The 24,291-nt window shown below is 30.5% G+C and carries 25 protein-coding genes and 5 tRNA genes; 23 read left to right on the top strand and 7 right to left on the bottom strand.

What is annotated here, in order from left to right; translation table 11 throughout:
- Positions 1–159 precede the first annotated feature (159 nt).
- The 7 genes from XJ44_RS07825 to XJ44_RS07795 all read left to right on the top strand — a co-directional run bounded on the left by XJ44_RS07825 (position 160) and on the right by XJ44_RS07795 (position 2,656).
- Positions 160–235, top strand: a tRNA-Glu gene (locus tag XJ44_RS07825).
- Between the two features lie 6 nt (positions 236–241).
- Positions 242–316 (top strand) — tRNA-Val (locus XJ44_RS07820).
- Positions 317–332: 16 nt separating this feature from the next.
- Positions 333–408, top strand: a tRNA-Phe gene (locus XJ44_RS07815).
- Positions 409–552: 144 nt separating this feature from the next.
- A tRNA-Ser gene (locus XJ44_RS07810) sits at positions 553–643 on the top strand.
- A 56-nt stretch (positions 644–699) separates the two neighbouring features.
- Complete coding sequence (locus tag XJ44_RS07805) at positions 700–1,143, top strand: ribosome maturation factor RimP (protein ID WP_077198630.1); 444 nt, start codon at positions 700–702, stop codon at positions 1,141–1,143.
- A gap of 12 nt (positions 1,144–1,155) precedes the next feature.
- The gene (nusA, locus tag XJ44_RS07800; protein WP_077198629.1) at positions 1,156–2,190 is read left to right on the top strand and encodes a transcription termination factor NusA; all 1,035 of its coding nucleotides are present in this window, start codon (positions 1,156–1,158) and stop codon (positions 2,188–2,190) included.
- A 13-nt stretch (positions 2,191–2,203) separates the two neighbouring features.
- Positions 2,204–2,656, top strand: a complete 453-nt coding sequence (locus XJ44_RS07795; RefSeq protein ID WP_075666416.1) for a Fur family transcriptional regulator — start codon at positions 2,204–2,206, stop codon at positions 2,654–2,656.
- On the opposite strand, the gene XJ44_RS07790 is transcribed toward XJ44_RS07795, so the two are convergent.
- The 6 genes from XJ44_RS07790 to XJ44_RS07765 are packed head-to-tail and all read right to left on the bottom strand — an operon-like array spanning position 2,569 to position 8,381.
- Positions 2,569–3,783 carry a ComEC/Rec2 family competence protein gene (locus XJ44_RS07790; RefSeq protein ID WP_077198628.1) on the bottom strand — a complete coding sequence of 405 codons (1,215 nt, stop codon included), beginning with the start codon at positions 3,781–3,783 and terminating at the stop codon, positions 2,569–2,571. The two genes, XJ44_RS07795 and XJ44_RS07790, sit on opposite strands and share 88 nt — an antisense overlap.
- A gap of 2 nt (positions 3,784–3,785) precedes the next feature.
- Positions 3,786–4,994, bottom strand: a complete 1,209-nt coding sequence (locus XJ44_RS07785; RefSeq protein ID WP_077198627.1) for a 2,3-bisphosphoglycerate-independent phosphoglycerate mutase — start codon at positions 4,992–4,994, stop codon at positions 3,786–3,788.
- Positions 4,991–5,860: a prolipoprotein diacylglyceryl transferase gene (gene lgt, locus XJ44_RS07780; RefSeq protein ID WP_077198626.1), complete on the bottom strand. Its 870-nt coding sequence runs from the start codon at positions 5,858–5,860 to the stop codon at positions 4,991–4,993. Before lgt ends, XJ44_RS07785 begins: the two co-directional genes overlap by 4 nt.
- Positions 5,857–7,155 (bottom strand): hypothetical protein, encoded by a 1,299-nt coding sequence (locus XJ44_RS07775; RefSeq protein ID WP_077198625.1) that lies wholly within the window; start codon positions 7,153–7,155, stop codon positions 5,857–5,859. The genes lgt and XJ44_RS07775 overlap by 4 nt, the downstream gene beginning before the upstream one ends.
- Before the next feature lie 9 nt (positions 7,156–7,164).
- Complete coding sequence (locus tag XJ44_RS07770; RefSeq protein WP_075666411.1) at positions 7,165–7,767, bottom strand: Na(+)/H(+) antiporter subunit B; 603 nt, start codon at positions 7,765–7,767, stop codon at positions 7,165–7,167.
- Positions 7,755–8,381 (bottom strand): winged helix-turn-helix transcriptional regulator, encoded by a 627-nt coding sequence (locus XJ44_RS07765; protein WP_077198624.1) that lies wholly within the window; start codon positions 8,379–8,381, stop codon positions 7,755–7,757. Before XJ44_RS07765 ends, XJ44_RS07770 begins: the two co-directional genes overlap by 13 nt.
- Before the next feature lie 92 nt (positions 8,382–8,473).
- Here XJ44_RS07765 and XJ44_RS07760 point away from each other — a divergent pair, with 92 nt between their 5' ends.
- From XJ44_RS07760 to XJ44_RS07685, 16 genes are all read left to right on the top strand, one after another.
- Entirely contained in the window at positions 8,474–10,195 is a 1,722-nt protein-coding gene (locus tag XJ44_RS07760) for an NAD+ synthase (RefSeq protein ID WP_077198623.1), read from the top strand.
- A gap of 102 nt (positions 10,196–10,297) precedes the next feature.
- Positions 10,298–11,149 carry a deoxyribonuclease IV gene (locus tag XJ44_RS07755; RefSeq protein WP_077198622.1) on the top strand — a complete coding sequence of 284 codons (852 nt, stop codon included), beginning with the start codon at positions 10,298–10,300 and terminating at the stop codon, positions 11,147–11,149.
- Positions 11,146–11,940 carry a patatin-like phospholipase family protein gene (locus tag XJ44_RS07750; protein ID WP_077198621.1) on the top strand — a complete coding sequence of 265 codons (795 nt, stop codon included), beginning with the start codon at positions 11,146–11,148 and terminating at the stop codon, positions 11,938–11,940. Before XJ44_RS07755 ends, XJ44_RS07750 begins: the two co-directional genes overlap by 4 nt.
- The gene (locus XJ44_RS07745; protein WP_077198620.1) at positions 11,918–12,649 is read left to right on the top strand and encodes a hypothetical protein; all 732 of its coding nucleotides are present in this window, start codon (positions 11,918–11,920) and stop codon (positions 12,647–12,649) included. The genes XJ44_RS07750 and XJ44_RS07745 overlap by 23 nt, the downstream gene beginning before the upstream one ends.
- Positions 12,646–13,269 (top strand): hypothetical protein, encoded by a 624-nt coding sequence (locus tag XJ44_RS07740; RefSeq protein ID WP_077198619.1) that lies wholly within the window; start codon positions 12,646–12,648, stop codon positions 13,267–13,269. The genes XJ44_RS07745 and XJ44_RS07740 overlap by 4 nt, the downstream gene beginning before the upstream one ends.
- Before the next feature lie 3 nt (positions 13,270–13,272).
- A complete protein-coding gene (miaA, locus tag XJ44_RS07735; protein ID WP_077198618.1) occupies positions 13,273–14,178 on the top strand; it encodes a tRNA (adenosine(37)-N6)-dimethylallyltransferase MiaA in 906 nt (301 codons plus the stop codon).
- Positions 14,179–14,180: 2 nt separating this feature from the next.
- Positions 14,181–15,593 carry a DNA polymerase III subunit gamma/tau gene (dnaX, locus tag XJ44_RS07730; RefSeq protein WP_077198617.1) on the top strand — a complete coding sequence of 471 codons (1,413 nt, stop codon included), beginning with the start codon at positions 14,181–14,183 and terminating at the stop codon, positions 15,591–15,593.
- 1 nt (position 15,594) lies between these two features.
- Positions 15,595–16,662, top strand: coding sequence for a type IV pilus twitching motility protein PilT (locus XJ44_RS07725; protein WP_075666402.1), 1,068 nt, complete (start codon positions 15,595–15,597; stop codon positions 16,660–16,662).
- Complete coding sequence (gene prfA / locus XJ44_RS07720; protein WP_077198616.1) at positions 16,644–17,720, top strand: peptide chain release factor 1; 1,077 nt, start codon at positions 16,644–16,646, stop codon at positions 17,718–17,720. Before XJ44_RS07725 ends, prfA begins: the two co-directional genes overlap by 19 nt.
- Positions 17,710–18,336, top strand: coding sequence for a uracil phosphoribosyltransferase (gene upp, locus XJ44_RS07715; protein ID WP_075666400.1), 627 nt, complete (start codon positions 17,710–17,712; stop codon positions 18,334–18,336). Before prfA ends, upp begins: the two co-directional genes overlap by 11 nt.
- Before the next feature lie 11 nt (positions 18,337–18,347).
- A complete protein-coding gene (gene rho, locus XJ44_RS07710; RefSeq protein WP_075666399.1) occupies positions 18,348–19,619 on the top strand; it encodes a transcription termination factor Rho in 1,272 nt (423 codons plus the stop codon).
- A 1-nt stretch (position 19,620) separates the two neighbouring features.
- Positions 19,621–20,769, top strand: a complete 1,149-nt coding sequence (locus tag XJ44_RS07705) for a tetratricopeptide repeat protein (protein ID WP_077198615.1) — start codon at positions 19,621–19,623, stop codon at positions 20,767–20,769.
- On the top strand, positions 20,766–21,359 hold the full coding sequence (locus XJ44_RS07700; protein WP_232218180.1) for a hypothetical protein: 594 nt from the start codon (positions 20,766–20,768) through the stop codon (positions 21,357–21,359). The genes XJ44_RS07705 and XJ44_RS07700 overlap by 4 nt, the downstream gene beginning before the upstream one ends.
- Positions 21,356–21,859 carry a hypothetical protein gene (locus tag XJ44_RS07695; RefSeq protein WP_077198614.1) on the top strand — a complete coding sequence of 168 codons (504 nt, stop codon included), beginning with the start codon at positions 21,356–21,358 and terminating at the stop codon, positions 21,857–21,859. Before XJ44_RS07700 ends, XJ44_RS07695 begins: the two co-directional genes overlap by 4 nt.
- Before the next feature lie 12 nt (positions 21,860–21,871).
- Positions 21,872–22,342 carry a haloacid dehalogenase gene (locus XJ44_RS07690; RefSeq protein WP_077198613.1) on the top strand — a complete coding sequence of 157 codons (471 nt, stop codon included), beginning with the start codon at positions 21,872–21,874 and terminating at the stop codon, positions 22,340–22,342.
- Between the two features lie 8 nt (positions 22,343–22,350).
- Positions 22,351–22,441, top strand: a tRNA-Ser gene (locus tag XJ44_RS07685).
- A gap of 218 nt (positions 22,442–22,659) precedes the next feature.
- Here the strand turns inward: XJ44_RS07685 and XJ44_RS07680 are convergent.
- Entirely contained in the window at positions 22,660–24,285 is a 1,626-nt protein-coding gene (locus tag XJ44_RS07680; RefSeq protein WP_075666395.1) for an ABC transporter permease, read from the bottom strand.
- Positions 24,286–24,291: the final 6 nt, after the last annotated feature.

Raw genomic sequence — 24,291 nt, 5'->3', positions numbered from 1 at the left:
TATATATTTTACCATATTTTTAATATATATAACACACGAATTTTAGTTAACACCATATTTTTTCACCTGTCAGATAAAAGTTACAAAAATAACAGTTGACAAAGAAAATAATTTTTGATATCATTGATTACGGTCGATTTTGAAAAACAAATAAGAAATGCCCCCATCGTCTAGCGGTCTAGGACACTGGCCTTTCAAGCCAGAGGCACGGGTTCGAATCCCGTTGGGGGCGCCAGGAAATGGGTGCGTAGCTCAGTGGGAGAGCGCCTGCCTTACAAGCAGGAGGTCGTAGGTTCAAGTCCTGCCGCACCCACCATATTAGTTATAATGGTGGCGAGGTAGCTCAGTTGGTAGAGCAGTGGACTGAAAATCCACGTGTCGACGGTTCGATTCCGTCCCTCGCCACCAGTTGTTTATTTACTCAAAATTACGTCTTTGCTTCGATCCAAAAATCCTAAAATCAACGTATGTTTATTTCTATTCATATATTTGAAGTTGAAATAAAGTATTGCAAAATCTTAAATTTATGGTAGAATCTTAATTGGTTGTTTTGGAGAGGTGGCCGAGGGGTCGAAGGCGCACGCCTGGAGAGCGTGTGACGCCCATAAGGCGTCCGTGGGTTCAAATCCCACCCTCTCCGCCAGAAAAACCGGGACATAACAAGTCCCGGTTTAATATTTGTATAGGTGAGGTGAAAAAATGAGAGATATAGTCTCTCAAGTAAAAAAGATATCTGAAAAAATTTGCAAAGAATTACAATTAGAATTGTTCGATGTAAAATACTACAATAAATCTGGTAGATGGTTTTTAGAAGTGATAATTGATAATCCGTATGATTATGTAAGTACTAAAGATTGTGAAAAAGTTTCAAGGGCTCTTGAATATGAATTAGACAAAATAGACATAATTCCAAGTAAATATTATTTAACTGTTTCATCCCCAGGACTAGACAGACCACTTAGAAATATTAATGATTTTGAAAGATTTATAAATCACAAAGTCAAAATAAAAACTCAAACAAATTCATATATTGGCTACATAAAAAACATTAAAAACAATATTATAGCAATAGATGTAAACGGAAAAAAAATTGAAATAAAATTTGAAGAAATTAAAAATGCAAATTTAGAAATAGATTTTTAGGAGGTGAAAGATATGAATTTGGATTTTTTACAAGCTCTAGAACAACTTGAGGAAGAAAAAGGAATAAAAGTTGACGAAATCATCCCAATAATTGAAAAAGCTTTGATAAGTGCATACAAAAAAAACTTTGGTGGCGAAAAAAACGTTGAAATAATCATCAACAGACAAACTGGTGAAATTGAAGCTTCTCAACTCTTAGAAGTAGTAGACAATGTAGAAAAAGAAACAACCCAAATTTCTCTAGAAGAAGCATTAAAGATTAAATCAAACGCACAAATTGGTGATATCATAAAAAAAAGAATTAATGTAAAGAAATTTGGAAGAATTGCCGCACAAACGGCCAAACAGGTGTTAATTCAAAAAATAAGAGAAATCGAAAAAGAAAAGCAATTTGAAAAGTATTCAGAACTTGCAAGCAAAATTACAACCGCAGAGGTAATTAGAGTAACCAAAGATTGGGCAGACATTAGAATAGGAAAACTGGAAACAAGGCTTCCAAAAAAGGAATGGATTCCAGGTGAAAACATTGAACCTTCATCACTCATTAAAGTATACGTTAAAGATGTAAAAAAAGACAAAAAAGGACCTAAAATACTTGTCACAAGAACAAATGAAGAATTTGTCAAAGGTTTACTTGAACTTGAAGTACCCGAAATTGAATCAAAAGTTGTTGAAATTGTAAAATTGGTCAGAGAACCTGGAATAAGAACTAAAGTTGCAGTAAAATCAAATAATCCGAAAGTTGACCCTGTAGGTGCATGTATTGGTGAAGAAGGAATCAGAATAGCTGCTATTCTCAAAGAATTAAAAGGTGAGAAGTTGGATATAATAAAATGGGCAGAAGATCCAAAAGAATTAATTGCAAGTGCTTTACAACCGGCAAATGTTGTTGAAGTCGAAATACTTGATCTTGAAAATAAAGCTTCAAGAGTTATAGTACCACCAAATCAACTTTCACTTGCAATAGGAAAAGGTGGCCAAAACGCTAGACTTGCAGCTAAATTAACAGGTTGGAAAATAGACATCAAACCACTTATGAATGTATAAAAGGAGGCTAACCATGTATATAGAAACACTAAAAAAAGAACTAAAAAACAAAAAATACAGAATGACACCACAAAGAGAATTGGTTTTAAAAGTCTTTATAGATAATGAATCAAAACACCTTGGTGCAGAAGATGTGTATAGAATTTTATTTTCCAACAAACACACAGTAAGTAAAGCCACAGTTTATAGAACCATTGAACTTTTAGTGAACTTTGGACTTTTGAGAAAAATCGATTTTGGTGATGGTATCTATCGATATGAACTTGCAAAAAAAGAAAAAATGCATCATCATTTTATTTGTAATGTCTGTGGTAAAATATACGAGATCGAAGAAAAACACCTTAATATAATAAAAAAAGAACTTCTTGAACAAGGATTTCAATTTGAAGATTTCGATTTCAAAATATATGGGATATGCCCAAAATGTAGTAAAAAAACAAAGAAAAAAAGTTCAAATAATAAATAAGTATAGATACCACCGGGTACTTTAGGAAAGGTTGCAAAAATCTTTAATGTTGATTCAATAATATTTGTAAGAGAAAGAAATAATTTTAAAAGAAACTCTGATATTATGCTTAAAGAAAATAATTCAAAAACAAAAGCAATTAATAAAACAAAAAGCAATATCTGAAATGGAATCACTAAAATGAAAGTCCCTATAATTGAAAAAAGATTAATATTTGTAAACAGCGCCAAAAATGGTGCACTACCTAAGAAAGCAGACACCATTTTTAAATATTTGTTCTCAACAAATAATATTCCAAATGTACTAAAAAAACTCATATAAAAAGAAAGAGAAAATGCCAAAGCAGGCTCAATAAACAAAAACAATAATCCAATAACACAAAGTATATCAATTTTATTAAACATTTTTCCTTCAAAAATGGTAGAAAAGAATATAAGTAAAAATGCCCTTAGCGCTGGTAAATTAATACCTGTTGCAATAAGAAACAGAAAACTAAAAGCCAAAGAAAGGTATTCTTTCAACTCAAACTTTGAAAAAAGGAAAAGAAAAAATGCATAAATTATCGATATATGCATACCGGATATGCTAAAAAAATGATACATACCACTTTTTTTTATATAATCTCTTTTTACCTTTCCACCAAACAATCCATAATAGATCTCGCTAAATTTTAGAAGTTTTTTTCTAAAATTCTCTGAAATCATGTAAATATTCCTAAAAATCGAAAAATAGGGTGATGAAATCACCCTATTTTTATCTAATTTTACTTTGGGATATGAAAAATTATCCACCTCCATATCCCCGTAATAATAAACAATATCCCCCAGTGGTAATTCTTCGTTAATCCCTACTAACATTCTTAAACTTATCCATTTATTTTCAAAAAAAATTTTTCCAAAAACAAGAGAATAATTATCATTAGTTTGAATAACCCGTCCAACATATTCAAACGTTCCAAAAACTTTTAATCCGCCATAAAAATTAATTATTAAAAACACAAAGAGTATAAAAAATATTTTTTTATTTTTCCAAAACAAAAATGGAATAAATAAAAAAAGTTTTGGCACAGAAAAAATAGGAGCAAGTAATGCCCCTATTAATCCTACAAAAAATAAAATTAAAAACATCTTTACGCACCGTACTTTTCTAACCTTCCAGCATACCCTAATGCAAGTGGCATAACATCAACGGCGTAAATAGTTCCCAAAGTTCCACGTGCACATTCGAATTCATTATACAATTTCGATAATCCTTTTCTAGTAAATTTGGAATAAACCATCAATGGTACAGGGTGAAATGAATGACCTTTCATTGCACAAGGGGTAGAGTGATCACCTATTACAACTAATACATCTGGATTTAAATCCAATAATATTGGAAGGTTTTTATCTACTTCTTCAATTACTTTAACCTTTGAATCAAAGTTACCGTCTTCTCCATATGAATCCGTCTTTTTAATATGAACGTAAAAGAAATCGTATTTCTCCCAAGTTTCTTTAACAGTGTTAAATTCGTCTTCAATTGTTTGACCTGCTTTCAAAATTTCCATACCTACTAACTTTGCAAGTCCTTTATACATTGGATAAACTGCAACAGCAGCTGGTTTTAATTTATACACTTCTCCAAATTGTGGAAGATTTGGATACTTTGAAAATCCCCTTAAAAGTGCAAAATTCATTTTTGGTTGATCCTTTAATACTTCTTTTATTTTATCAATCAACATATTAATAATTTTCTCTGACTTTTTTGAAGCTTCATCTAATGCTTTTGTATATTTTATAGGTTTCCCTTCTTTTTGTGGATCGGCATCCTCTAATTTATCATGTAATCCTTCTCCCGTTAACTTTACTACAAATCTATGCTCTTTTCCAGGATAAAATCTAACTTCTACATCTTCTATTTGCTTGATGTTCTCGTTTAAAATCTCCACTATTTTTGCGCTTTCCTCCGATGAAGGCCTTCCCGCTCTTCTATCAACAATTATATCATCATCTAAAGTTGCAAAATTTCCCCTTGCAACCAAATCTTTTTCTCCTACTTCTACATCAATACCAAGTGCTTCTAAAATTCCTCTTCCAATCTGATATTTCAAAGGATCATAACCAAAAATTCCAAGATGTCCAGGCCCACTTCCAGGGGTTATACCAGGTAAAACAGGGATGGTTTGACCTAGATCACTTTTTTGGGCCAAAGAATCTAAATTTGGAGTGTTAGCTTCTTGCAATGGTGTTAAACCTTTATCTCCTGGAATATCTCCAATACCATCCATAACTAATAATATAATTTTAGAGTTGTTAGGCGTAATTAAATCACCAATAACTCTTTGTCTATCAATCATTTTACCACCTCCGAATGTTTTCTAATATAAATAAACATAAAAATACCAAAAACTATCAGTAATAAGCTCACAAGTTGAGCAACCCTTATTTTCCCAAAATACAGACTATCCGTTCTTAATGATTCAATCCAAAACCTATTAATTGAATACAAAATAAAATATAATGCTGTAGTTTCTCCGTGTTTATTCTTCTTTAAATCATAATTGTATAGGAACAAAAATATTAAGAAATCGATAATACTTTCATACAAAAATGTAGGATGAAAATATGAAAATTTTTCAAAACCCGGCATCCTATTTGAAGGTGGAACATACATCTTCCACGGTAAGTTTGTAGGTCCTCCATAAGCCTCATAATTAAAAAAGTTTCCCCAACGTCCAAGGGCTTGTCCTAAAGGCAAAACACTTGTCAAAAGATCAGTTCCCTGCAAAAAACTAAAAGAACAATTTTTTTTCACCTTCGTATAAATATATGTTGACAAAATAGCACCAATTATTGCTCCATGTATTGCAAGCCCTCCATGCCAAATTTTTACAATTTCATCTGGATATTTTGAATAAAATTCATCCCACATAAAAATTACGTAATAAACCCTTGCGCCAATTATTGAAAAAATTATTCCCCAAAATACTGCTTCATCAAAATGTTCAGGCTCAATCCCAAAAATCCCAAGCCTTCTTTTAACCAAATAATAAGAAATAACAATACCTAAAACTATCAAAAAACTATACCAACGTAGTTCAAACATTCCTATTTTAAATATATATCTCTTAAGTAAAATTTTCCCAGAAAAAACATTACTCAAAAACCAAAAGAGAAATATTACAACTAAAACACTTACGATAAAGATTAAAAACTTCTTCAACGTCTCTTCCTCCTCTTGTCTTTTTCATAAAGATTTTTGTAAACATAACTCAAATTTGATAATTTTATTTTTATATCCTCTGGAAATTCCAAATATCTCCAAAAAATTTCTCTCACTTCTTTTTCCAATTTTTGCACACCCTTTGATTCTTTTAAAATCCAAAGTATATAATTTTTCAAGAAATACTCATCAGGTCTCTCTTTTATCTTATTGTCCAACATGTAGTTATAAAATTCACCTGTTAATCCTTCCTCCATCCAATGTCCAAATGAAAGCTCTTTAGAAACTTTCCATCTGTAATCTCCTAAAGCACGTAAAATAGCTATATCTAAATTTTTTGGAAACATAGGAATAACAACTCTTCCTCTTCCACTTAAAAAATTCAATCCCTCAAAAGGTTCCCAACAAAATCCATAATCACCATACCCTGGAACAATTATAAAGTATGGCAAAAACCTTATATTTACCCCCTTAATACTCCTTTGAAAAATTTTATAATCTATTTTTTCAACTTCTTCAATCTTATTTTTCAAAACCTCTTTCGTTAACATAAAAGCATTTGTCAAAAATATAGAAGATAATACCAAAAACCTGTTTCCAAGCCTTCCGACAGATTTATTCAACATTTGTTTTATAACCATGTATTCTGTAAACTCTTTTTTATTCTCAATTTTTTCATCAGATAATTGTTTTTTTTCTAAATCCTCTATTTGATTATAAAGTATCTCAACCTCTCTATTCAACTGTTTTAATTTTTTTAACCTTTCAATTGCTTGATCTATCAACGATAAAACCGCTTTATTATATGGTTTATCTTCGAAAGATATATTCTTTACAATCTCTAGAACTTCTTTTTCATACTTTTTTCTTTCCGAAATTTTTTCTTCAAATGCTTTCGTAAAAGAAGAAACATTACTCGTTAAAACCCTGGGCTGTTCTATAGTTTCAAGATAACTACTTGGATTAATTTTACCATTTTTCACAGCTAGTAACCATTCATCAACATAAAACACATTTTCCACTTCTTCAACAAATGGTATTTTTCTAATTTTCTGAACATCACTTGTACTTAAATATTTTGGTTCTAGTAATCCAAATCTTAAAAATAATCTTTTTTCAATTTCATAGTCTTCTGTTATATTCCTACAAAGATACTCATACAATTTCCATACAATTCCAATAAAATTCCTTTTAATAGTTGAATCATTAAAATTTTTCTCCAATGCTATCTTCGCACTAACAACTTCTTTTGCCAAATCTTTTGAAACCCCTTTTAAAAGATTTTCAAAATACATAATCGCCTCCTATATTATACCTCTGTGTTTTATAAAACTATACAGTATTATCCACGTACCAAACATAACCTTAAAATAAATTAAGATATTTAACAATACAATATTGTTTTCCCCCATTAACGAAACTACTGAGAATACATATATTAAAAGCAAAATCCATTTTTCAACAATCTTTACCTTGTACTTGCTGAATAGATATTCAAATTCATTAATCGTAGTACTTAACGCATACAAAAGCAAACCTGTTCCACCTGCAACTCCTGCCGAAAAACCTCCTCCAGGACTTTTATGCCCAAAATATGCAAGATAAAAAGACAGCAAAATTACAAAATAGCTCAAAAATCTTAAAAAAATTCTAATATGGTTCTCGTGTAAAAAAAGATTCTTTTTCTCCTCCGAATAGTTAAACAAAAAAATACCTAACGCTGCTAAAGAAAACACCAACACCTCAAATACTGTATCATACAACCTATTTTTCAAGTAAATTTCTGCAACAAAATTATCTACATACCCTAACTTACTGAAATCAACACTATAATTACTGTAATTAAATAAAAACATAAAAAGTATTATAAATAAGAAAAATAATGATGCAATTTTTAACCATGCCATTTTATTTTAAACTCCTCTGTATTGAAAACATAAATATCACTATGTTGATACTTTTTTGCTTTACTAACCATAATCTTGGAATTTTTTATTGACGCTACAATTATAGCATCAATTTCTGCTTTATCTTTAATGCTTATAACCGGTATGCCAAAATATCTATTTCCAATTTTCTGTGTATTATCATCAAAAAATACTACCACATTAAAGCCCCTATTCAACAAAAGTTGTGCTAAAGTTCTTCCTACTAAACCTGCCCCATAAATACCAATAAAATTTTTAGATTTTAACTTTAGAAATATATTTTCAAGATGTGATTCAATTTTCATAGAAAGTGAAACTATGTCATTGAAAAATGCTAACTTTAAATAATAAAGCTCAGAAATCCCTTCTTCAGTTAAAAAATATCTCAATTTTTTCCCCAAATTTTCCACTTTAATTAATCCTCTTTCCCTTAACTCATTTAAGTACTTATTAACTAACGATGGAACAATACCGACTAAACTTGAAAGATTCTTTTGTGATATTTCACTATCTTTATTTATTGACTCCAAAATCAACAACTTTCTATATTCAGGTGTAGGTTGAAAAAATTTTAATGCATCTATTTTTACCATTTTATCCCCTCCAAAAAAATTATATCACATAAATAGTTCTATTTATCTCAAAATAATGTATAATTAAATAAAGAAAAACAGGAGGGATTAAAGTGTACATAAGGGTAACTATTGCACAATTAAATTCTCATTTAGGAAATTTTGATGAAAACTTAAAAAAAATATATAAAGCAGTAGATATCGCAGAAAAAAACAAAGCAGATTTTGTAATATTTCCTGAATTATTTCTTACAGGTTATCCACCAGAAGACTTAATCTTAAGAACTTCTTTTTTAAAGAAAAATATTAAATATTTGGAAAAAGTTATTTCATACTCTAAAAATAAAAATGTTGTAATTTTACTCGGATACATAGACGTGGAAGAAGATGCTTACAATTCTGTATCCATAATTCATCATGGAAAATTTTTGGGAAAATATCGTAAACAATTACTACCAAATTACAGTGTCTTTGACGAACACAGGTATTTTAAACCAGGTAAAGAAACTGTTATTATAGAATATAACAGCATCAAAGTTGGTCTAAACATATGCGAAGATATCTGGAGCCCTATTGGCCCATTACACTATCAAGTATTAAACGGTGCTCAACTAATCTTAAATGCATCTGCTTCTCCTTATTACTATGGAAAGCGCACTTTACGAAAACAGTATCTTTCAACCAAATCATATGATTACCATTGCCCTATAGTGTACTGTAACTTGATAGGTGGACAGGATGAAGTAGTTTTCGATGGAGGCAGTATAGTAACAACATCTAAGGGGGATATATTATACGAATGCAAACCTTTTGATGAAGAAATTATAACGATTGACATTCCTATAGAAGAAAACTTAAGAACAAATCTACAAGATCCTAGAAGAAGATATATAGAACTCGAAAAAAAAGATGTCAAAATAATTAAAATCTCAAATATACAACCCAAAAGAAAAAAACTAAAACTTTCAAAAATTACCTATAATCTCAATAAAGAAAATGAAATATTCAAGGCAATCACATTAGGTCTAAAGGACTATATCAAGAAAAATGGATTTAAAAAAGTAGTAATTGGACTTAGTGGTGGAATGGATTCATCACTTGTTGCGGCAATTGCAACGGAAGCCTTTGGAAAAGAAAATGTTGTAGGTATTTTAATGCCATCAATGTATAGTAGCGAACACAGCATAAAAGATGCCATTGCTTTAGCGGAAAATCTTGGGATTAAATATCATACATTAAAGATAACAGATATATACTATTCTTTCATGAGTGAGTTAAAAGACATCTTTAAAGATCATCCCGAAGACATAACAGAAGAAAATATACAAGCAAGAATTCGTGGAACACTTTTAATGGCCTTATCAAACAAATTTGGATACATAGTGCTTGCAACAGGAAACAAAAGTGAAATAGCAACAGGATATTCTACACTCTACGGTGATATGGTTGGAGGTTTTTCGCCAATTAAAGACGTATACAAAACAGAAGTATATAAAATTGCAAAATGGTATAATGAATACAAGGGAAAAGAAATAATACCACACAATGTCTTCATAAAACCACCAAGTGCAGAATTAAGACCTGATCAAAAGGATCAAGATACATTACCACCTTATGAAATATTAGACGAAATATTAAAATTATATATTGAAAAAGAACTATCAGTTGAGGAAATATCGGAAAAATACGACTTAAACACAGTAAAATACGTTGCAAAATTAGTAGATAAAAACGAATATAAAAGAAGGCAAGGTGTAATTGGCGTTAAGGTAACGGAGAGATCCTTTGGAAAAGACAGACGTATGCCAATTACAAATCAATACAAAGAATGGTAGAAATATTGTTCTAATTTTTCGTAATAAAATAATAAACATTTCAACTGCTCTAATCTGAATCGATAACAAGAAACTAGTTATAATTAAAGGAGATGGACAAAAATGATCATGATAGGTGCACATATGCCAATAGGTGGTGGATTTAAGAGGGTTCCAAAAGAAACTTATGAAATTGGTGCAAATGCTTTTCAAATATTCCCACATAATCCACGCCAATGGCGAGCCAAATTACCAAATGAAGAGGATATAAAAATCTTTAAAGAACGCATAAAAATGTACAATATCGAAATAGAATCTATGCTATGTCATAGTGGTTATCTCATTAACATTGCAAGCCCAAACGAAGAAACTTGGAAAAAATCGCTAGAACTTCTAATCCTTGAAATGCATATATGTAAGACTCTGGGGGTAAAATACCTAAACATACACCCAGGAAGCCATTTAAAAAGTGGTATAGAAAGTGGAATAATTAAAATAGTAGAAGCTCTTAATATTGCAATGGATGAGGAAAGTGAAACTTTCATACTATTGGAAAATGTAACTAAAAAAGGGGGAAATATTGGTTCAACTTTGGAGGAGTTAAATAGTATAATCGAAAAAGTTAAACATCCTGAAAGAGTTGGAATAACAATAGATACATGCCATGCGTGGGACGCAGGATATAACATAGCAAACAAGGAAGAATTGGAAAAGTTCTTAAAAAAAATAGATAAGTTATTTTCAATTGAAAAACTAAAGTTTATACATTTAAACGACTCAAAAAATGAACTTGGCTCTAACAAAGATAGACATGAAAATATTGGAAAGGGAAAAATCGGTAAAGAAGGACTCAAAATCTTTCTAGAAAACAAAATAATTCAAAACATACCATGGATTTTGGAAACCCCTGGAGATAATGAAATACATAAAAATGATATTAAAGAAGTATTTAAAATAATAGGAGTGAAACAATGAATATAGGACTCTCTCTTGCCGCAGGTGGTGTAAAGGGGTTTTCACATATTGCGACACTTAAATTTTTAGAGGAATATAATGTAAAACCTGATATAATAACGGGAGCTTCTGCTGGTGCAATTATCGCAGCATTATATGGTCTATACGGTAATAGTCAAATTGTGTACGAAAAATTTTCCGAAGGTATAGAAAAGTTTTTGCCAGATTTCAAAACATATACCGAAAAACTTGAAAAATCAAGCATTTGGTCAATCTTCCAAAGAGCATTAGTACCTATTGATCAATATTACAAATTTTTTAGATATCTTTTTGAAAGAAAAAAATTTAGTGATCTAAAATATAAAATTGGAATAATAACGTTTGATACATTAGAAGGAAAATCTCTGCTTATTACAGAAGGATTCTTAGTAGATGCCGTAATGGCTAGTTCCTCCGTACCAGGTGTTTTTTCACCACTATGGATAGCTGGAACACAAAATACAGATGGTGGTGTTTTATCTCCTACTCCAGTAAGTGAAGCAATAGAAATGGGGGCTGATTTTGTAGTTGCAAGCACTTTTGAAAGAAAACCGAATGATTTTCCGAAAGATCAAATGGAACTTATGTACTACATAGACACATGGAAAGAGATAGAACTTGAGTATGTTGATTTAGAAAAAGCAAATGTGGTAATATATTATAGGATTCCTTATTTCTGGTATCAATTCAACCTCTACAAAGAGATATACGAACATTCTTTAAAATTTATATATGAAAGGAGAAAAGAATTTGACCCTCGCTTTTGGTGGTGATTCAGTATTATACCTATCTATTCCGGCATTCTTTAACGTATCTGAAAAATATGACTTGTTTAATGAAATACATTGTACAGGTTTTTCCTGTATACCTGTGTATTTTTATCTTAAAACAGGTTCATATAACATATCATACCTTAAGACCAAGAAACTATTCCCCGAAATAAAAAAAACATTCCATTTTTTATATGGTCTATCACTTTTTGGAATTGTTGAACAACTAAGAACACTTTATAAAGCTTCTAAAGGAATAGATGGATTCAAATCTCAAAAAACATTAATAAACTTTGTAAAAAAACACTTTCCTGATGAGGAAATTCCAGGCAAGATGAAGATACATGCCTTCAATTTGAATACTTTTAACGATGAAATATTAAAAGGCTCCATTCGGGAGGCAATGATAAAAACATTAACTTTCCCAATAGAATTTAAACCTTTTGAAAATTATATTTCTGGGAGTTGGGTATACGGAATACCAGAAGCCGATTTTTTGTTTTATATAAGCTCGAACTTTCAAACTAATTTAAAAAATGCTGTTGACTATATGATTTTTTCAACAATATCAAGAACAAATAAAATTACAAATAATCGATTAGAAAAGGCTCCTCACAAAATTATATATCAGACTAATTCGTTAAATCCATTTGAAATTTCCACAGAGATTTTTAAAATGTCACAGGAATATTTAAGGAGGTACTTTTCATGAAAAAAATTGCAATATTCTTTTTTTTAATAGTTTCACTCATCTTTTTTACAAAAACTATACACGTTTCTTCCGATTATATTGAACCAACTGACAACTTAATAAAATATAAAGGAAGTATTTTATTAAGAATTGATGAAGATAATCTCAAACTCTTAACTCAAAAGATGGCTATAAAAAAAATAAACAACAAGTGGAGCACATTAGTCGCAGAAAATAACGTAAAGATAGAATTTGAAAATGGAATAATCGAAGGAACAAATTTGAATTATAATGTTGAAACACAAGTTGGAACACTTAAAGATGCTTCATTAACAATCCACGATTCTAAAAGTACGGAAACCATTTCAATAAAATGTGAAAACCTTGAATTTAATCTTAAAGAAAAAGATTTCCGTGGAACAGGAAAAAACGATAAAATATTCATCAGTAAAGGTAGTATTGTTGCAAAAGCTTTTAAGTTCTACTATAATAGAACTAAAGGTGAAATTACTCTGGAAGAAAATGTTGATTTAAAAGACAATAAAAAGAAAATAAAACTTTTAGCAAAAAAAGTTGTGATATTTACAGAAACAAATAACATGAAAGGTGAAGATGTTAAAATTGAGATATTGGTGGAGTGAGATATGAAATATAGTATAATTACAGGTCCAACCGCTGTTGGAAAAACAGATTTGTTAATCGAAATTTCCACAAAATTAGGTGCCCACATTATTTCCCTTGATTCTAGACAAATCTACAAATTAATGGATATCGGAACAGCAAAACCTTCTAAAGAAGAACAGCAAAAAGTAAAACACCATTTAATAGACCATATCTATCCAGATGAATATTATAATGCATTTTATTTTAGACAGGAAGCTCTGGAAATCAAAAATAAATTAGAAGAAAAAGGTATTCTGCCATTATTTGTAGGTGGCACAGGATTATATATCGACGCATTAGTAAAGGGATTCTTTGAAGGAGCACCAAGAGATGAAAATATAAGAAAAAAATTAAATGAACTTGAAAAAAATGAACCCGGTATTTTGAGGACAATGCTTCTAAAATACGATCCTGAATATGCAGCAAAAATTCATCCTTGTGATTTGAAACGTACCATTAGAGCACTTGAGGTTTTTTTTAAAACAGGAAAGAAAATCTCGGATTTGCACAAACAAGATAAAATTTCAAATGATTACAAAATACTAATATTAACAAGAAACAGAGATGAATTATATGAAAGAATAAACTATAGAGTTGATTTAATGATAAAAAATGGATTAATCGACGAAGTAAAAATGTTAACCGAAAAATACTCCAAAGATATTAATGCCTTTCAAACAATTGGGTACAAAGAACTAATAAATTTCTTTGAAAAAAAATACGATATTAAAACCGCTATACATTTGATTAAAAGAAACACTAGACATTTTGCCAGAAGACAAATAATATGGTTGAGACGATATAAAAATGCCCTGTGGATAAATCTATCCGAGCTTTCGAGAAAAGAAGCACTAGAAAAAATAGAAAAATTCATAAACGAGGTGTAAATATGGAAACTCTTTACAGAAAATACAGACCAAAAAGATTTTCGGAAATAGTTGGCCAAAAACACGTTAAAACACTATTTATTAATTCCATAAAAAATAACAATGTTTCACATGCATATATATTTGCAGGCCCACGAGGCACTGGTAAAACAACTATCGCAAGAATTTTATCAAAATCTTTAAATTGTGAAAATAGAAAAGATGCAGAACCTTGTAATGTATGTAACTCTTGCATTTCAATAGATAAAGGAAATTTTATGGATGTTCTTGAAATTGATGCGGCTTCAAATAGAGGAATAGATGAAATTAGAAAAATAAGAGAAACAGTAGGATATCACACTGCTCAAGGAAAATATAAAGTATATATCATAGATGAGGCACACATGCTCACAAGGGAGGCATTTAACGCCCTTCTAAAGACCCTGGAAGAACCTCCATCAAATGTTGTTTTCATACTTGCAACGACAAATCCTGAAAAAATACCACAAACAATTATTTCGAGATGTCAAGTTATAGATTTCAAAAATATACCATTAAAAGATATAGTAGATAGATTGGAATTTGTATGCCAAAAAGAAAAATTCAATGCCACAAAAGATGCCCTTATAGAGATAGCAAAACGCGCAAACGGTGGACTCAGAGATGCACTCACAATTTTAGAACAAGTAGCTAAATCGTCGAAAAATAATATTGACATAAATGATGTAAGAAATACATTAGGTTTAGTTTCAGAAGAACTTATAGATAATTTATTAAAAAACATCAAAGAAGGTAATATTATTAATATTTTAAAAATAATAGACGAAGTATACTATAGCGGAAGAGATTTTGAAACGTTCTTATTTCAAACAATTGAAAAAATACTATTGTTAATTGAAGAAAATAACAACACTGAATTTATTAATCTTCTAAAACCTTTATCCGATATCTTAAAAGACATAAAATATTCTGAAGAAAAGATTATTCTTGTAAAACTCGGGTTTTTAAATCTTATAAATTTTAAAGAAAACAACAACAAAACTACAAACAAAGTATTAGAAAATATCAAAAAAGAAAGTGAAAAAATAGAAGAAAATATCGAATCAGAAAAAACTGAAGTTATGGAAAAAGACATACCCAAATTTGATGAAGTTCTAGAAGACCTTAAGATAAATGGTGATCTTTCGTTGTATATTGGGCTTTCATTTGCAAAAATCCAAGAAGGATCAGACAAAATAAAACTGATATTTCCTTACAGCAAAAAACTACATTTTGAGCTAATTAAAGACAAAAAAAGCTTCCTTGAACAATATATTAAAAGAAAATTTGGTATAACTAAGGAAATTGAGGTAATTCTGTCAAATTCTACCGAGGACGAAACTCTAAAAAAGTTATCATTTTTATTTGGAAAAAACTACAAAATAGAGGGGGATTAACATGCTGGGGTTAAACTTAGATGAAGTAATTCTAAAAGCAAAAGAATTAAGAGCATCTGATGTACACATAACTTCTGGACTGCCCATCATGACAAGGGTAGATGGAAAATTAATTTCCTTAAAAACATTTCCCATTCCAACCGCAGAAGAAATCAAAAACACAGTCGATAACATTTTTTTAGACTTGGGAATAAAAATAAATAAAAAAGAAATAGATTTTTCTTTTTCAATGCATGATTTAAGGATTAGAGCAAACTTTTATTTTGAAAGAAAAAATCCAACTCTTGCATTGAGACTCATTACAAAAAAAATAAGGACAATTGACGAACTTGGATTGCCAGAAATCCTAAAGGATTTTTCTGAAAAGGACCACGGACTTGTTCTTGTCGCTGGACCAACAGGAAGTGGAAAATCAACAACACTAGCTGCTATGGTGGAACATATAAACACAAGATATGCTTATCACATAATCACAATAGAAGATCCTGTAGAATATGTTTTCGAATCAAAAAGATCATTAATACATCAAAGGGAAGTGGGAACGGACACAGAAAGTTTTACAAATGGTTTAAAATACGCACTGCGACAAGATCCTGATGTAATACTAGTTGGAGAAATGAGAGATTTAGAAACCATTTCACTAGCACTCACAGCCGCAGAAACAGGCCATCTTGTCTTTGCAACTATACACACAAATTCAGCTGCCGCAGCTCCAGAAAGAATAATAGATGTTTTTCCAGCGCATCAGCAAAAACAAATTGCGCTTCAACTTGCAAACACACTAATCGCAACTGTATTTCAAAGGCTTGTTCCAAAAAAAGACTTTGGAGTAGTTGCTATTGATGAAATAATGATTGCAACACCAGCCATCAAAAATCTTATCAGGGAAAACAAACTCCATCAAATCGAAGGTATAATGCAAACAAGCCAAAAACAAGGTAATATTTTATTTGACGATGCACTTATTCAAGCTTTCTTAAAAGGATTAATTACAAAAGAAACTGTTTTTGAAAATGCTCGTAATGTTGAGGAGGTGTCTAAAAAGCTAGGATGGAGAACATTGAGATAGTAAAACAAATTAATGAATGGAGCACGAAAACACTCAAAAATCTTGAAGAAAAACTAAGTTCACAACTTTCACCGGAAGAAATCAAAGAGTATTCGGAAAAATATTCTAAAATGAAAGAAATTGTCGAACTTTCAAAAAAATATATAGAGTTTGAAGAAGAAAAAGAACTATGGAAAGAAGAAATGCCTGAAGGGTATGATCTTGAGATTGCAAAATTAGACAAAGACCAAGAAAAAATAATGCAAGAATTAATAACATTAGTACTTCCAAAAAATGAATACACAGGTAAAAATGTATTTTTAGAAATTAGAGCTGGAACTGGTGGAGATGAAGCTGCACTTTTTGCGGCTGATTTACTTAGAATGTATCTAAGGTACGTTGAAAAAAAGGGATTTAAAGCGGAAATAATTGATGAAAACCAAACAGATTTAGGTGGATATAAAGAGGTCATTGTTAAAATAAAAGGAAAAAATGTTGGAAATTTATTAAAATACGAAAGTGGTGTACATAGAGTTCAAAGGGTCCCTTCCACAGAATCAGGCGGAAGGATACATACTTCTACTGCTACAGTTGCCGTTCTTCCAGAAGTCTCAAATGTAGAAATAGAGATAAATCCCACCGACTTAAGAATTGACACCTATAGGGCATCGGGGGCAGGGGGACAATATGTAAACAAAACTGAATCCGCTGTAAGAATTACACATATACCTACCGGCATCGTGGTAACTTGCCAATCAGAACGTTCTCAACTCCAAAATAAAGAACAAGCAATGAACATTCTAAGGGCTAGGCTTTATAAATTAAAACTAGAAGAACAATCAAGAAAGATAAGTTCAAATAGAAAATCACAAATCGGTTCAGGAGAAAGAAGTGAAAAAATTAGAACGTATAATTTTCCACAAAATAGGGTAACTGATCATAGGATAAATTATACATCCTATAATTTACAAGGAGTGCTAGATGGAGATTTAGATGATTTTATAACACGTCTAATGAGAGTAGATATGTTAGAACAAATTGAAAATATAATAAAAGGAGGAAATCAAAATGAAAATTAACGTAGTAGAACATCCATTAATTAAACATAAATTAACTCTCATGAGAAGGAAAGATACTGGCCCAAAAGAATTTAGAGAACTTCTAAAAGAAATCACACTTCTAATAGCATATGAAGCCACTAGACATATAGAAATATTTGAAACAGAAATAGAAACACCACTTGAAAAAACTAAAGGATATTTTATTAATGATAAAGATGTGGTAATAATACCTATTTTAAGGGCAGGCTTGGGTATGTCTGATGGTATACTACAACTACTACCCAATGCTTCAGTAGGCCACATTGGGATATATAGGGATCCAAAAACCTTAGAGGCCGTGGAATATTACGCAAAATTTCCAAAAATAACTGAAAATTCTATCGTCTTTGTACTTGATCCAATGCTTGCAACAGGTGTATCTTCTGTAAAAGCATTAGATATATTAAAGAAAAACGGCGCCAAAAACATTATACTTGTCACATTAATTGCCTCACCAGAAGGTACTGAAAAAATAAATAAGGAACATCCAGATGTCATTATATATACTGCTTCTTTAGACCAAAAGCTAAATTCTAAAGGTTATATACTCCCAGGACTTGGCGACGCAGGAGATAGACTCTTTAGAACAAAATAGGAGGGATATAATTGAATGTTGAAACCTTCAACATAAAAGATTTGGAAAAGATGACAATTAAAGAATTATATAAGTTAGCAAAAGAATACGATATTGCAAGATATACCTCAATGCGCAAACAAGATTTGATATTTGCCATTTTGGAAGCAAGAGCCCAATCTGAAGGTTACTTTTTTGGAGAAGGAGTACTGGAAGTACACCCTGATGGTTTTGGATTTTTAAGGAGTATGGAAAGTATGCTTCCAAGTTCAAAAGATATATATATTTCTAATTCACAAATAAGAAAATTCAATTTAAACACAGGAGATATAATTTCTGGAGTTATTCGTCCTCCAAAAGAAAATGAAAGATTTTTCGCTATGATTAAAATTGAAGCAATCAATTATAAAGATCCAGAACTTGCAAATGAAAGAGTTAATTTTGAAAACCTAACACCTTCTTACCCGGATACCCAATACATCCTGGAAACAGATAAAGATACACTTTCAACGAGAATAATTGATCTCTTTTCACCTATTGGGAAAGGTCAAAGGGGAATGATTGTAGCACCACCTAAAGCTGGTAAAACAACTATTTTAAAAGAAATCGCAAATGGGATTGCTAGAAATTATCCAGATACCATTAGAATAGTTCTGCTTATTGATGAACGGCCTGAAGAAGTAACAGATATTAAGGAATCGGTAAACGCAAAAGTTATTGCTGCACCCTTTGACATGCCACCTGATAAACAAATCAAAAAAGCAGAATTAACACTTGAAATGGCTAAAAGACTTGTTGAATACGGTCACGATGTTGTAATATTACTTGACAGTCTAACAAGACTTGCAAGAGTTTATAATATTAACGTTCCACCAAGTGGGAAACTATTAAGTGGAGGTGTTGACCCTGCTGCACTATACAAACCTAAACACTTCTTTGGTGCTGCCAGGAATATAAAAGAAGGAGGAAGTTTGACAATAATTGCAACTTCTTTAATAGAAACTGGGTCTAAAATGGATGAAGTAATATTTGAAGAATTCAAAGGAACGGGAAATATGGAACTTGTACTCTCAAGACAACTTGCTAACAAACGGATTTTTCCAGCAATAAACATTACATTATCTGGTACTAGAAAAGAAGAATTGTTGCTCTCAATGGAACAAATAAAAAAAATATGGCTTTTAAGAAAAATGCTTTCTTCTATGAATGAAGAAGAAGGGTTAAAGTTAATACTCAATAAACTAAAAGAAACAAAATCAAACGATGACTTCCTTGCTTTAATAGATTCTCAAAAGGGGAGTTAAAATGAAGAAAATCTCTGCAATTTTCATTTTATTTTTTGCATTGACCATTTTTGGTTTTCAAAAAGAAGCAATTGAATATTATCAAGCAGGGTTAAATGCCTATCAGCAAGATAACTACAAAAAAGCACTAGAGTACTTTGAAAAAGCTCTTGTTCTTGATCCTTCAATAGAAGGATACGATAATTCTTTGAAATTTAAGGCGGGAATCAGTGCATTTATGATTGGAAACTATGATAAAGCAAAGGCATATCTTTCAAACTATAAAGATAACCCTGTTGTAGGTAAATTCCTAAGCTCGATACAAAAAGAATCTACTGAAACTTCTGAGTGGAGTAACTGGATAAAAAAATACCATCCAACAGAAGTACCAGTTTCCACAAATACTACAAATAATAAAAGTAATTTCAAACTTATTCTTTTCTTAATAACTTTCTCTTTATCTTTTGCAATACTTTTGTTTATGGAAATTAGGGTATGGAAAGCCAAAAAAACTTATCCTGTAGCTGTAGAAGAAATAAAACCTGAACCTATAAAGACTCCAAGTATAATTGTCGAAAATACTGAAGAACTTTTCCCTGAAAACACAAAGGCTACAATTAATTTTGAAGATTTGATTAATAAAGATCTTTCATTCTTATCTGAATTCTTCGATGATACATCCAAACAAGAATTAGATAAAGAACCAGAAAAACCAGTTGAAAATACCCTTGTTGAAAAATCAACAGAATCAAAAGACACAATTAACAAAGTTGAAAAATCTAACAACATTAAAGAAGAAAAAGATGAAATAAATAATGAGACATTAGAAGACTATATACAAGTTGTAAAAGAAGAAGAAGAAAAAGAAAAATCCTCTGAAGAAGAGATAAATGAGATACTCGAAGAAATAGATGAAATCGAAGAAATCGTCTCAAACTCAAATGAAGACAAAGATATAGTTGAGAATTCTCTTATTGAACAGTTAAATAGTATGAAATTTGAAAATACCACCGATGAAATTCCTATTGAAAGACTTGAAGAATTTTCTACACTTTCGTCGGATGAAAGTTTAAAATTACTTGATGAGAAGGAAGAATTTGACGAATTTGATTTAAAAATTATTTCAAAATCACTAAAAGACCTTATGTTATCACACGAAGAAATGAGGTGATTTATATAAAAAAAATTACTATTTTAATAACTTTCTTTTTGATTTCAATATCTTTTTCTGGAATTTTTGAATTTGTTGAAAACACATCGGGATTTAGAGATTTTTTTGTGGATGTTTCTGTAAATTTTGATGTAATAGACAAAAATGGAACAAATTTTAAGAATAACATATCATTTGAAGCAACAATACTCAATCTCGAACATTTTGATATCCTTATAAAGTCTCCTGAGTTCTTAAAAGATATAAATATTGAAGCAAACACATTAAATTCAGCAACATACTATAAATACAAAAATTATACAATTTCCAATATTTCTGACTTCGATATAAACCTTGTATACGAAATTATCATGACTACTTCAAGTTTCTTGTCTTCATCACTTTTTACTATATTTGAAAAAGGAGATAATTTATCCTTGATACCTGCAGGTTATACTTTTTTAAAACGTTTGGGTCTTGAACCAACAAAAATATTAGTTAAATTCAACAACAATAAATTAAAAGAAATACTTTTTACTACTGATAAAAGTACTGAAAGTATATCAGTAAAATTTGAAAAATTTGAAATTTTGAAGGGGGATTATAAATGAAAAAAATTTCAACTTTTCTTTTTATACTTCTATCAATATTTATTTTATCAACTTCAATAGATTTCGGACTTGGCTGGAGTTTTGGTGATTCCTATCAAATGTTGCTCGGATATTCTGAGGATTTTTTTAACATAACTTGGATTTTTAATCCTCTAGGAAATTTTGTACACAAAATTTATCTTGATGCCTTATTTTTAAACATTAATAACTTTTCAATTTCACCTACTTTATTCATTTATAATACAAAAAGTATTGATTTTCCTTTAATTGAAGGAGGAATAAAAGCTTCACTTAACCAAAATAGATATCTTATATCTTTATTATTAACATATCCTTTTAATTCTAATAGCTATTTTCTTGAAAATTCACTTTACATTTCATTCAAATATATTGTTCCACCACCCGATCCAAGAAAAAAGTGGAAAGATGATCTATTTATAATTTTTAACTACGCTAAACAAAAGCTTTTTGTAGGTTTGGGTCTTTCAGAACATTTCTAATGGAGGTTTAAAATGGAAATTTTAAAAAAGGTTACCGACATAGATTTTAACAAACTTCTTGATAAAGGATTTAATTTTTTTATATTCGATTTTGATAACACAATAAACACTTGGAAAGAAAAAGAGATTCCCAACAAAATTATTGAAATATTTGAATTTTTGAAAAAGAAAAATGCCAAAATCTTAATCTTATCCAACGGAAAACCTAGACCCATAAATTACGATATAGAAACCATATGGCTTGCAAAAAAACCTTTGCCATTTAAATTTAAAAAATATATAGTAAGCAATTATGGAAAGAAAAATAATTTTAAATTTGCAATGATTGGTGATCAAATATTTACCGATATGTTATTTGGCCTTTTTATAAAAGCATATTTAATAAAAGTAAATCCAATAGATACAAACCACGAATTTTTTGTAACAAAAATTCTCAGAAAATTCGAAAAAATACTCTTGAATTTTTCCAAACATATGTTATAATGTTCAGTGGAGGCGTGTTCCGAATTGGCTAAGGGGCCGGTCTTGAAAACCGGTGGGGGTTACACCCCCGTGTGGGTTCGAGTCCCACCGCCTCCGCCATAAAAAGCAGGGAAATTCCCTGCTTTTATTATATTGAGGTGATTTTACCTCTAATACCACATTATTTGCTTTTAAATGCGATAATATTTATAAACACTATTTTTATCAAGCTTTCACCATTTTTCACCATTTCTTTTTCCAAAAAGAAACACCCCCTAGTGTTGGTTTACTTTATCACTTCGGGGGTGTTTCTTATTTAAAAAACTAAGAAAAACTTTTTATCCTAGTGCCCTTGGATCAAACGCATCTCTTAATCCATCACCAACGAAATTGAAAGCTAAAACAGTCACAAATATAAATATACCTGGTATCAAAAGCCATGGGGCATTTTGTAATACGTATATATCTTGTGCTCTTGCCATCATCAATCCCCACGATGCAGACGGTTCCCTAATTCCAAGTCCAAGGAATGACAATCCTGCTTCACCCAAGATATAACCTGGAATTGCAAGAGTCGAAGTCACTATCATATACGTCATTGTATTGGGGATAACATGCTTCCACAAAATCTTTGAATCGGGATACCCAAGTGCATAGGCTGCTTCAACAAATTCATTTCTCTTTATCGATAATACCATTCCTCTAATAATCCTTGCACGTCCCGCCCATCCAATAAACGACAAAATAAATACAAGCAAAATGTAAACTTGAGAAGATGGGATATCCATTGGCAACAATGACCTTAGCAAAATCAATAAATAAAATCCTGGAATTGCCATTATAATCTCTGTAAATCTCATCAATAACTCATCGGCAACCCCACCATAATAACCTGCGATTCCGCCAAAGAATAAGGATAATGTCAACGTAATAGCTAATCCTATAAAACCTATTGAAAGCGATATTCTCGATGCAAAAATTAACCTTGACCAAACATCTCTTCCAAATTCATCAGAACCCATTATATATAATCTTACAAATTCATTATTATCATAATTATCTACGCCATATAAATGATATTTCAGCGGTATTATCCAAAAGACATAACCAACTCTTCCATAGTCTTTTCTCTTCGGTCCCCAACTTTTTACAAACCACTTTACAGGATAATATTTATAATCATAATCTTTTATTTTTAAATTTTTTCCAAACAATATATGTTTTTTTCCATTTTCATCCTCGTATTTAATATAATTAATCGTGTACTTTAATCCTACCTTGTCAATTTCTTTTTCATTTAAAACACCTAATTTAAAACCATATTTTCCAAATAAAACACTCTTTGCTGTTGAACTATTGTTCTCTAAAAACGCTTCACCTTTTAATAACACATCATCGTTAATACCTCTTACAAAATAATCAGTTTTTTCACTTGAGGATGCAACCTTTTTCCATTCGCCATTTACAAACGCATACTCTTCTCTTTTTAAAGTAAATTCTAGATCATTAACCTTTATAACTTTACCTCCAAAGTTATCCCTTGGCAAATATTTTGCATTATTTAACACCAACGTGATTAATTCGCCTTTATACTCAAATGTTATCCTACTTGGAAAAATCAATTCTCTAGTCTTTCTCGTATAATCCAATTTATCAACATAACTTATATATGGTAAAACATATAAACCCACTTTTTTCTCAAAATCTCCCACTTTATACACAGAAGAAACATCTGTTGGAGGTGCATATGAATGTTTCAGACTTTGCTCAAAAGGATTATACGGTGACAAGAAATCAGCTGCAAACATCATAACATATAAAACAATTAATGTCCATAATCCTACCATCGCAAGTTTGTTCTTTTTAAAAGCTCGCCACATTAATTGACCTCTTGTAAGATACACTTCCTCAAAATCTATATTTTCATTATTATTTTTCTTCTTTATTTCTTCTTTTTTCGCCATTAACTA

The organism is Thermosipho affectus, from assembly GCF_001990485.1.
GTDB classification, from domain to species: domain Bacteria; phylum Thermotogota; class Thermotogae; order Thermotogales; family Fervidobacteriaceae; genus Thermosipho; species Thermosipho affectus.
The sequence above is the reverse complement of the archived record's forward strand: the minus strand, read 5'-3'. Positions and strand labels throughout refer to the sequence as shown.

Excerpts from the sequence above, each read along its gene's own strand:
- XJ44_RS07805 (WP_077198630.1), top strand. The coding sequence starts at position 700 with ATGAGAGATATAGTCTCTCAAGTAAAAAAGATATCTGAAAAAATTTGC.
- nusA (WP_077198629.1), top strand. The coding sequence starts at position 1,156 with ATGAATTTGGATTTTTTACAAGCTCTAGAACAACTTGAGGAAGAAAAA.
- XJ44_RS07795 (WP_075666416.1), top strand. The coding sequence starts at position 2,204 with ATGTATATAGAAACACTAAAAAAAGAACTAAAAAACAAAAAATACAGA.
- XJ44_RS07790 (WP_077198628.1), bottom strand. The coding sequence starts at position 3,783 with ATGTTTTTAATTTTATTTTTTGTAGGATTAATAGGGGCATTACTTGCT.
- XJ44_RS07785 (WP_077198627.1), bottom strand. The coding sequence starts at position 4,994 with ATGATTGATAGACAAAGAGTTATTGGTGATTTAATTACGCCTAACAAC.
- XJ44_RS07775 (WP_077198625.1), bottom strand. The coding sequence starts at position 7,155 with ATGTATTTTGAAAATCTTTTAAAAGGGGTTTCAAAAGATTTGGCAAAA.
- XJ44_RS07770 (WP_075666411.1), bottom strand. The coding sequence starts at position 7,767 with ATGGCATGGTTAAAAATTGCATCATTATTTTTCTTATTTATAATACTT.
- XJ44_RS07765 (WP_077198624.1), bottom strand. The coding sequence starts at position 8,381 with ATGGTAAAAATAGATGCATTAAAATTTTTTCAACCTACACCTGAATAT.
- XJ44_RS07755 (WP_077198622.1), top strand. The coding sequence starts at position 10,298 with ATGATCATGATAGGTGCACATATGCCAATAGGTGGTGGATTTAAGAGG.
- XJ44_RS07750 (WP_077198621.1), top strand. The coding sequence starts at position 11,146 with ATGAATATAGGACTCTCTCTTGCCGCAGGTGGTGTAAAGGGGTTTTCA.
- XJ44_RS07740 (WP_077198619.1), top strand. The coding sequence starts at position 12,646 with ATGAAAAAAATTGCAATATTCTTTTTTTTAATAGTTTCACTCATCTTT.
- miaA (WP_077198618.1), top strand. The coding sequence starts at position 13,273 with ATGAAATATAGTATAATTACAGGTCCAACCGCTGTTGGAAAAACAGAT.
- dnaX (WP_077198617.1), top strand. The coding sequence starts at position 14,181 with ATGGAAACTCTTTACAGAAAATACAGACCAAAAAGATTTTCGGAAATA.
- XJ44_RS07725 (WP_075666402.1), top strand. The coding sequence starts at position 15,595 with ATGCTGGGGTTAAACTTAGATGAAGTAATTCTAAAAGCAAAAGAATTA.
- prfA (WP_077198616.1), top strand. The coding sequence starts at position 16,644 with ATGGAGAACATTGAGATAGTAAAACAAATTAATGAATGGAGCACGAAA.
- upp (WP_075666400.1), top strand. The coding sequence starts at position 17,710 with ATGAAAATTAACGTAGTAGAACATCCATTAATTAAACATAAATTAACT.
- XJ44_RS07705 (WP_077198615.1), top strand. The coding sequence starts at position 19,621 with ATGAAGAAAATCTCTGCAATTTTCATTTTATTTTTTGCATTGACCATT.
- XJ44_RS07695 (WP_077198614.1), top strand. The coding sequence starts at position 21,356 with ATGAAAAAAATTTCAACTTTTCTTTTTATACTTCTATCAATATTTATT.
- XJ44_RS07690 (WP_077198613.1), top strand. The coding sequence starts at position 21,872 with ATGGAAATTTTAAAAAAGGTTACCGACATAGATTTTAACAAACTTCTT.
- XJ44_RS07680 (WP_075666395.1), bottom strand. The coding sequence starts at position 24,285 with ATGGCGAAAAAAGAAGAAATAAAGAAGAAAAATAATAATGAAAATATA.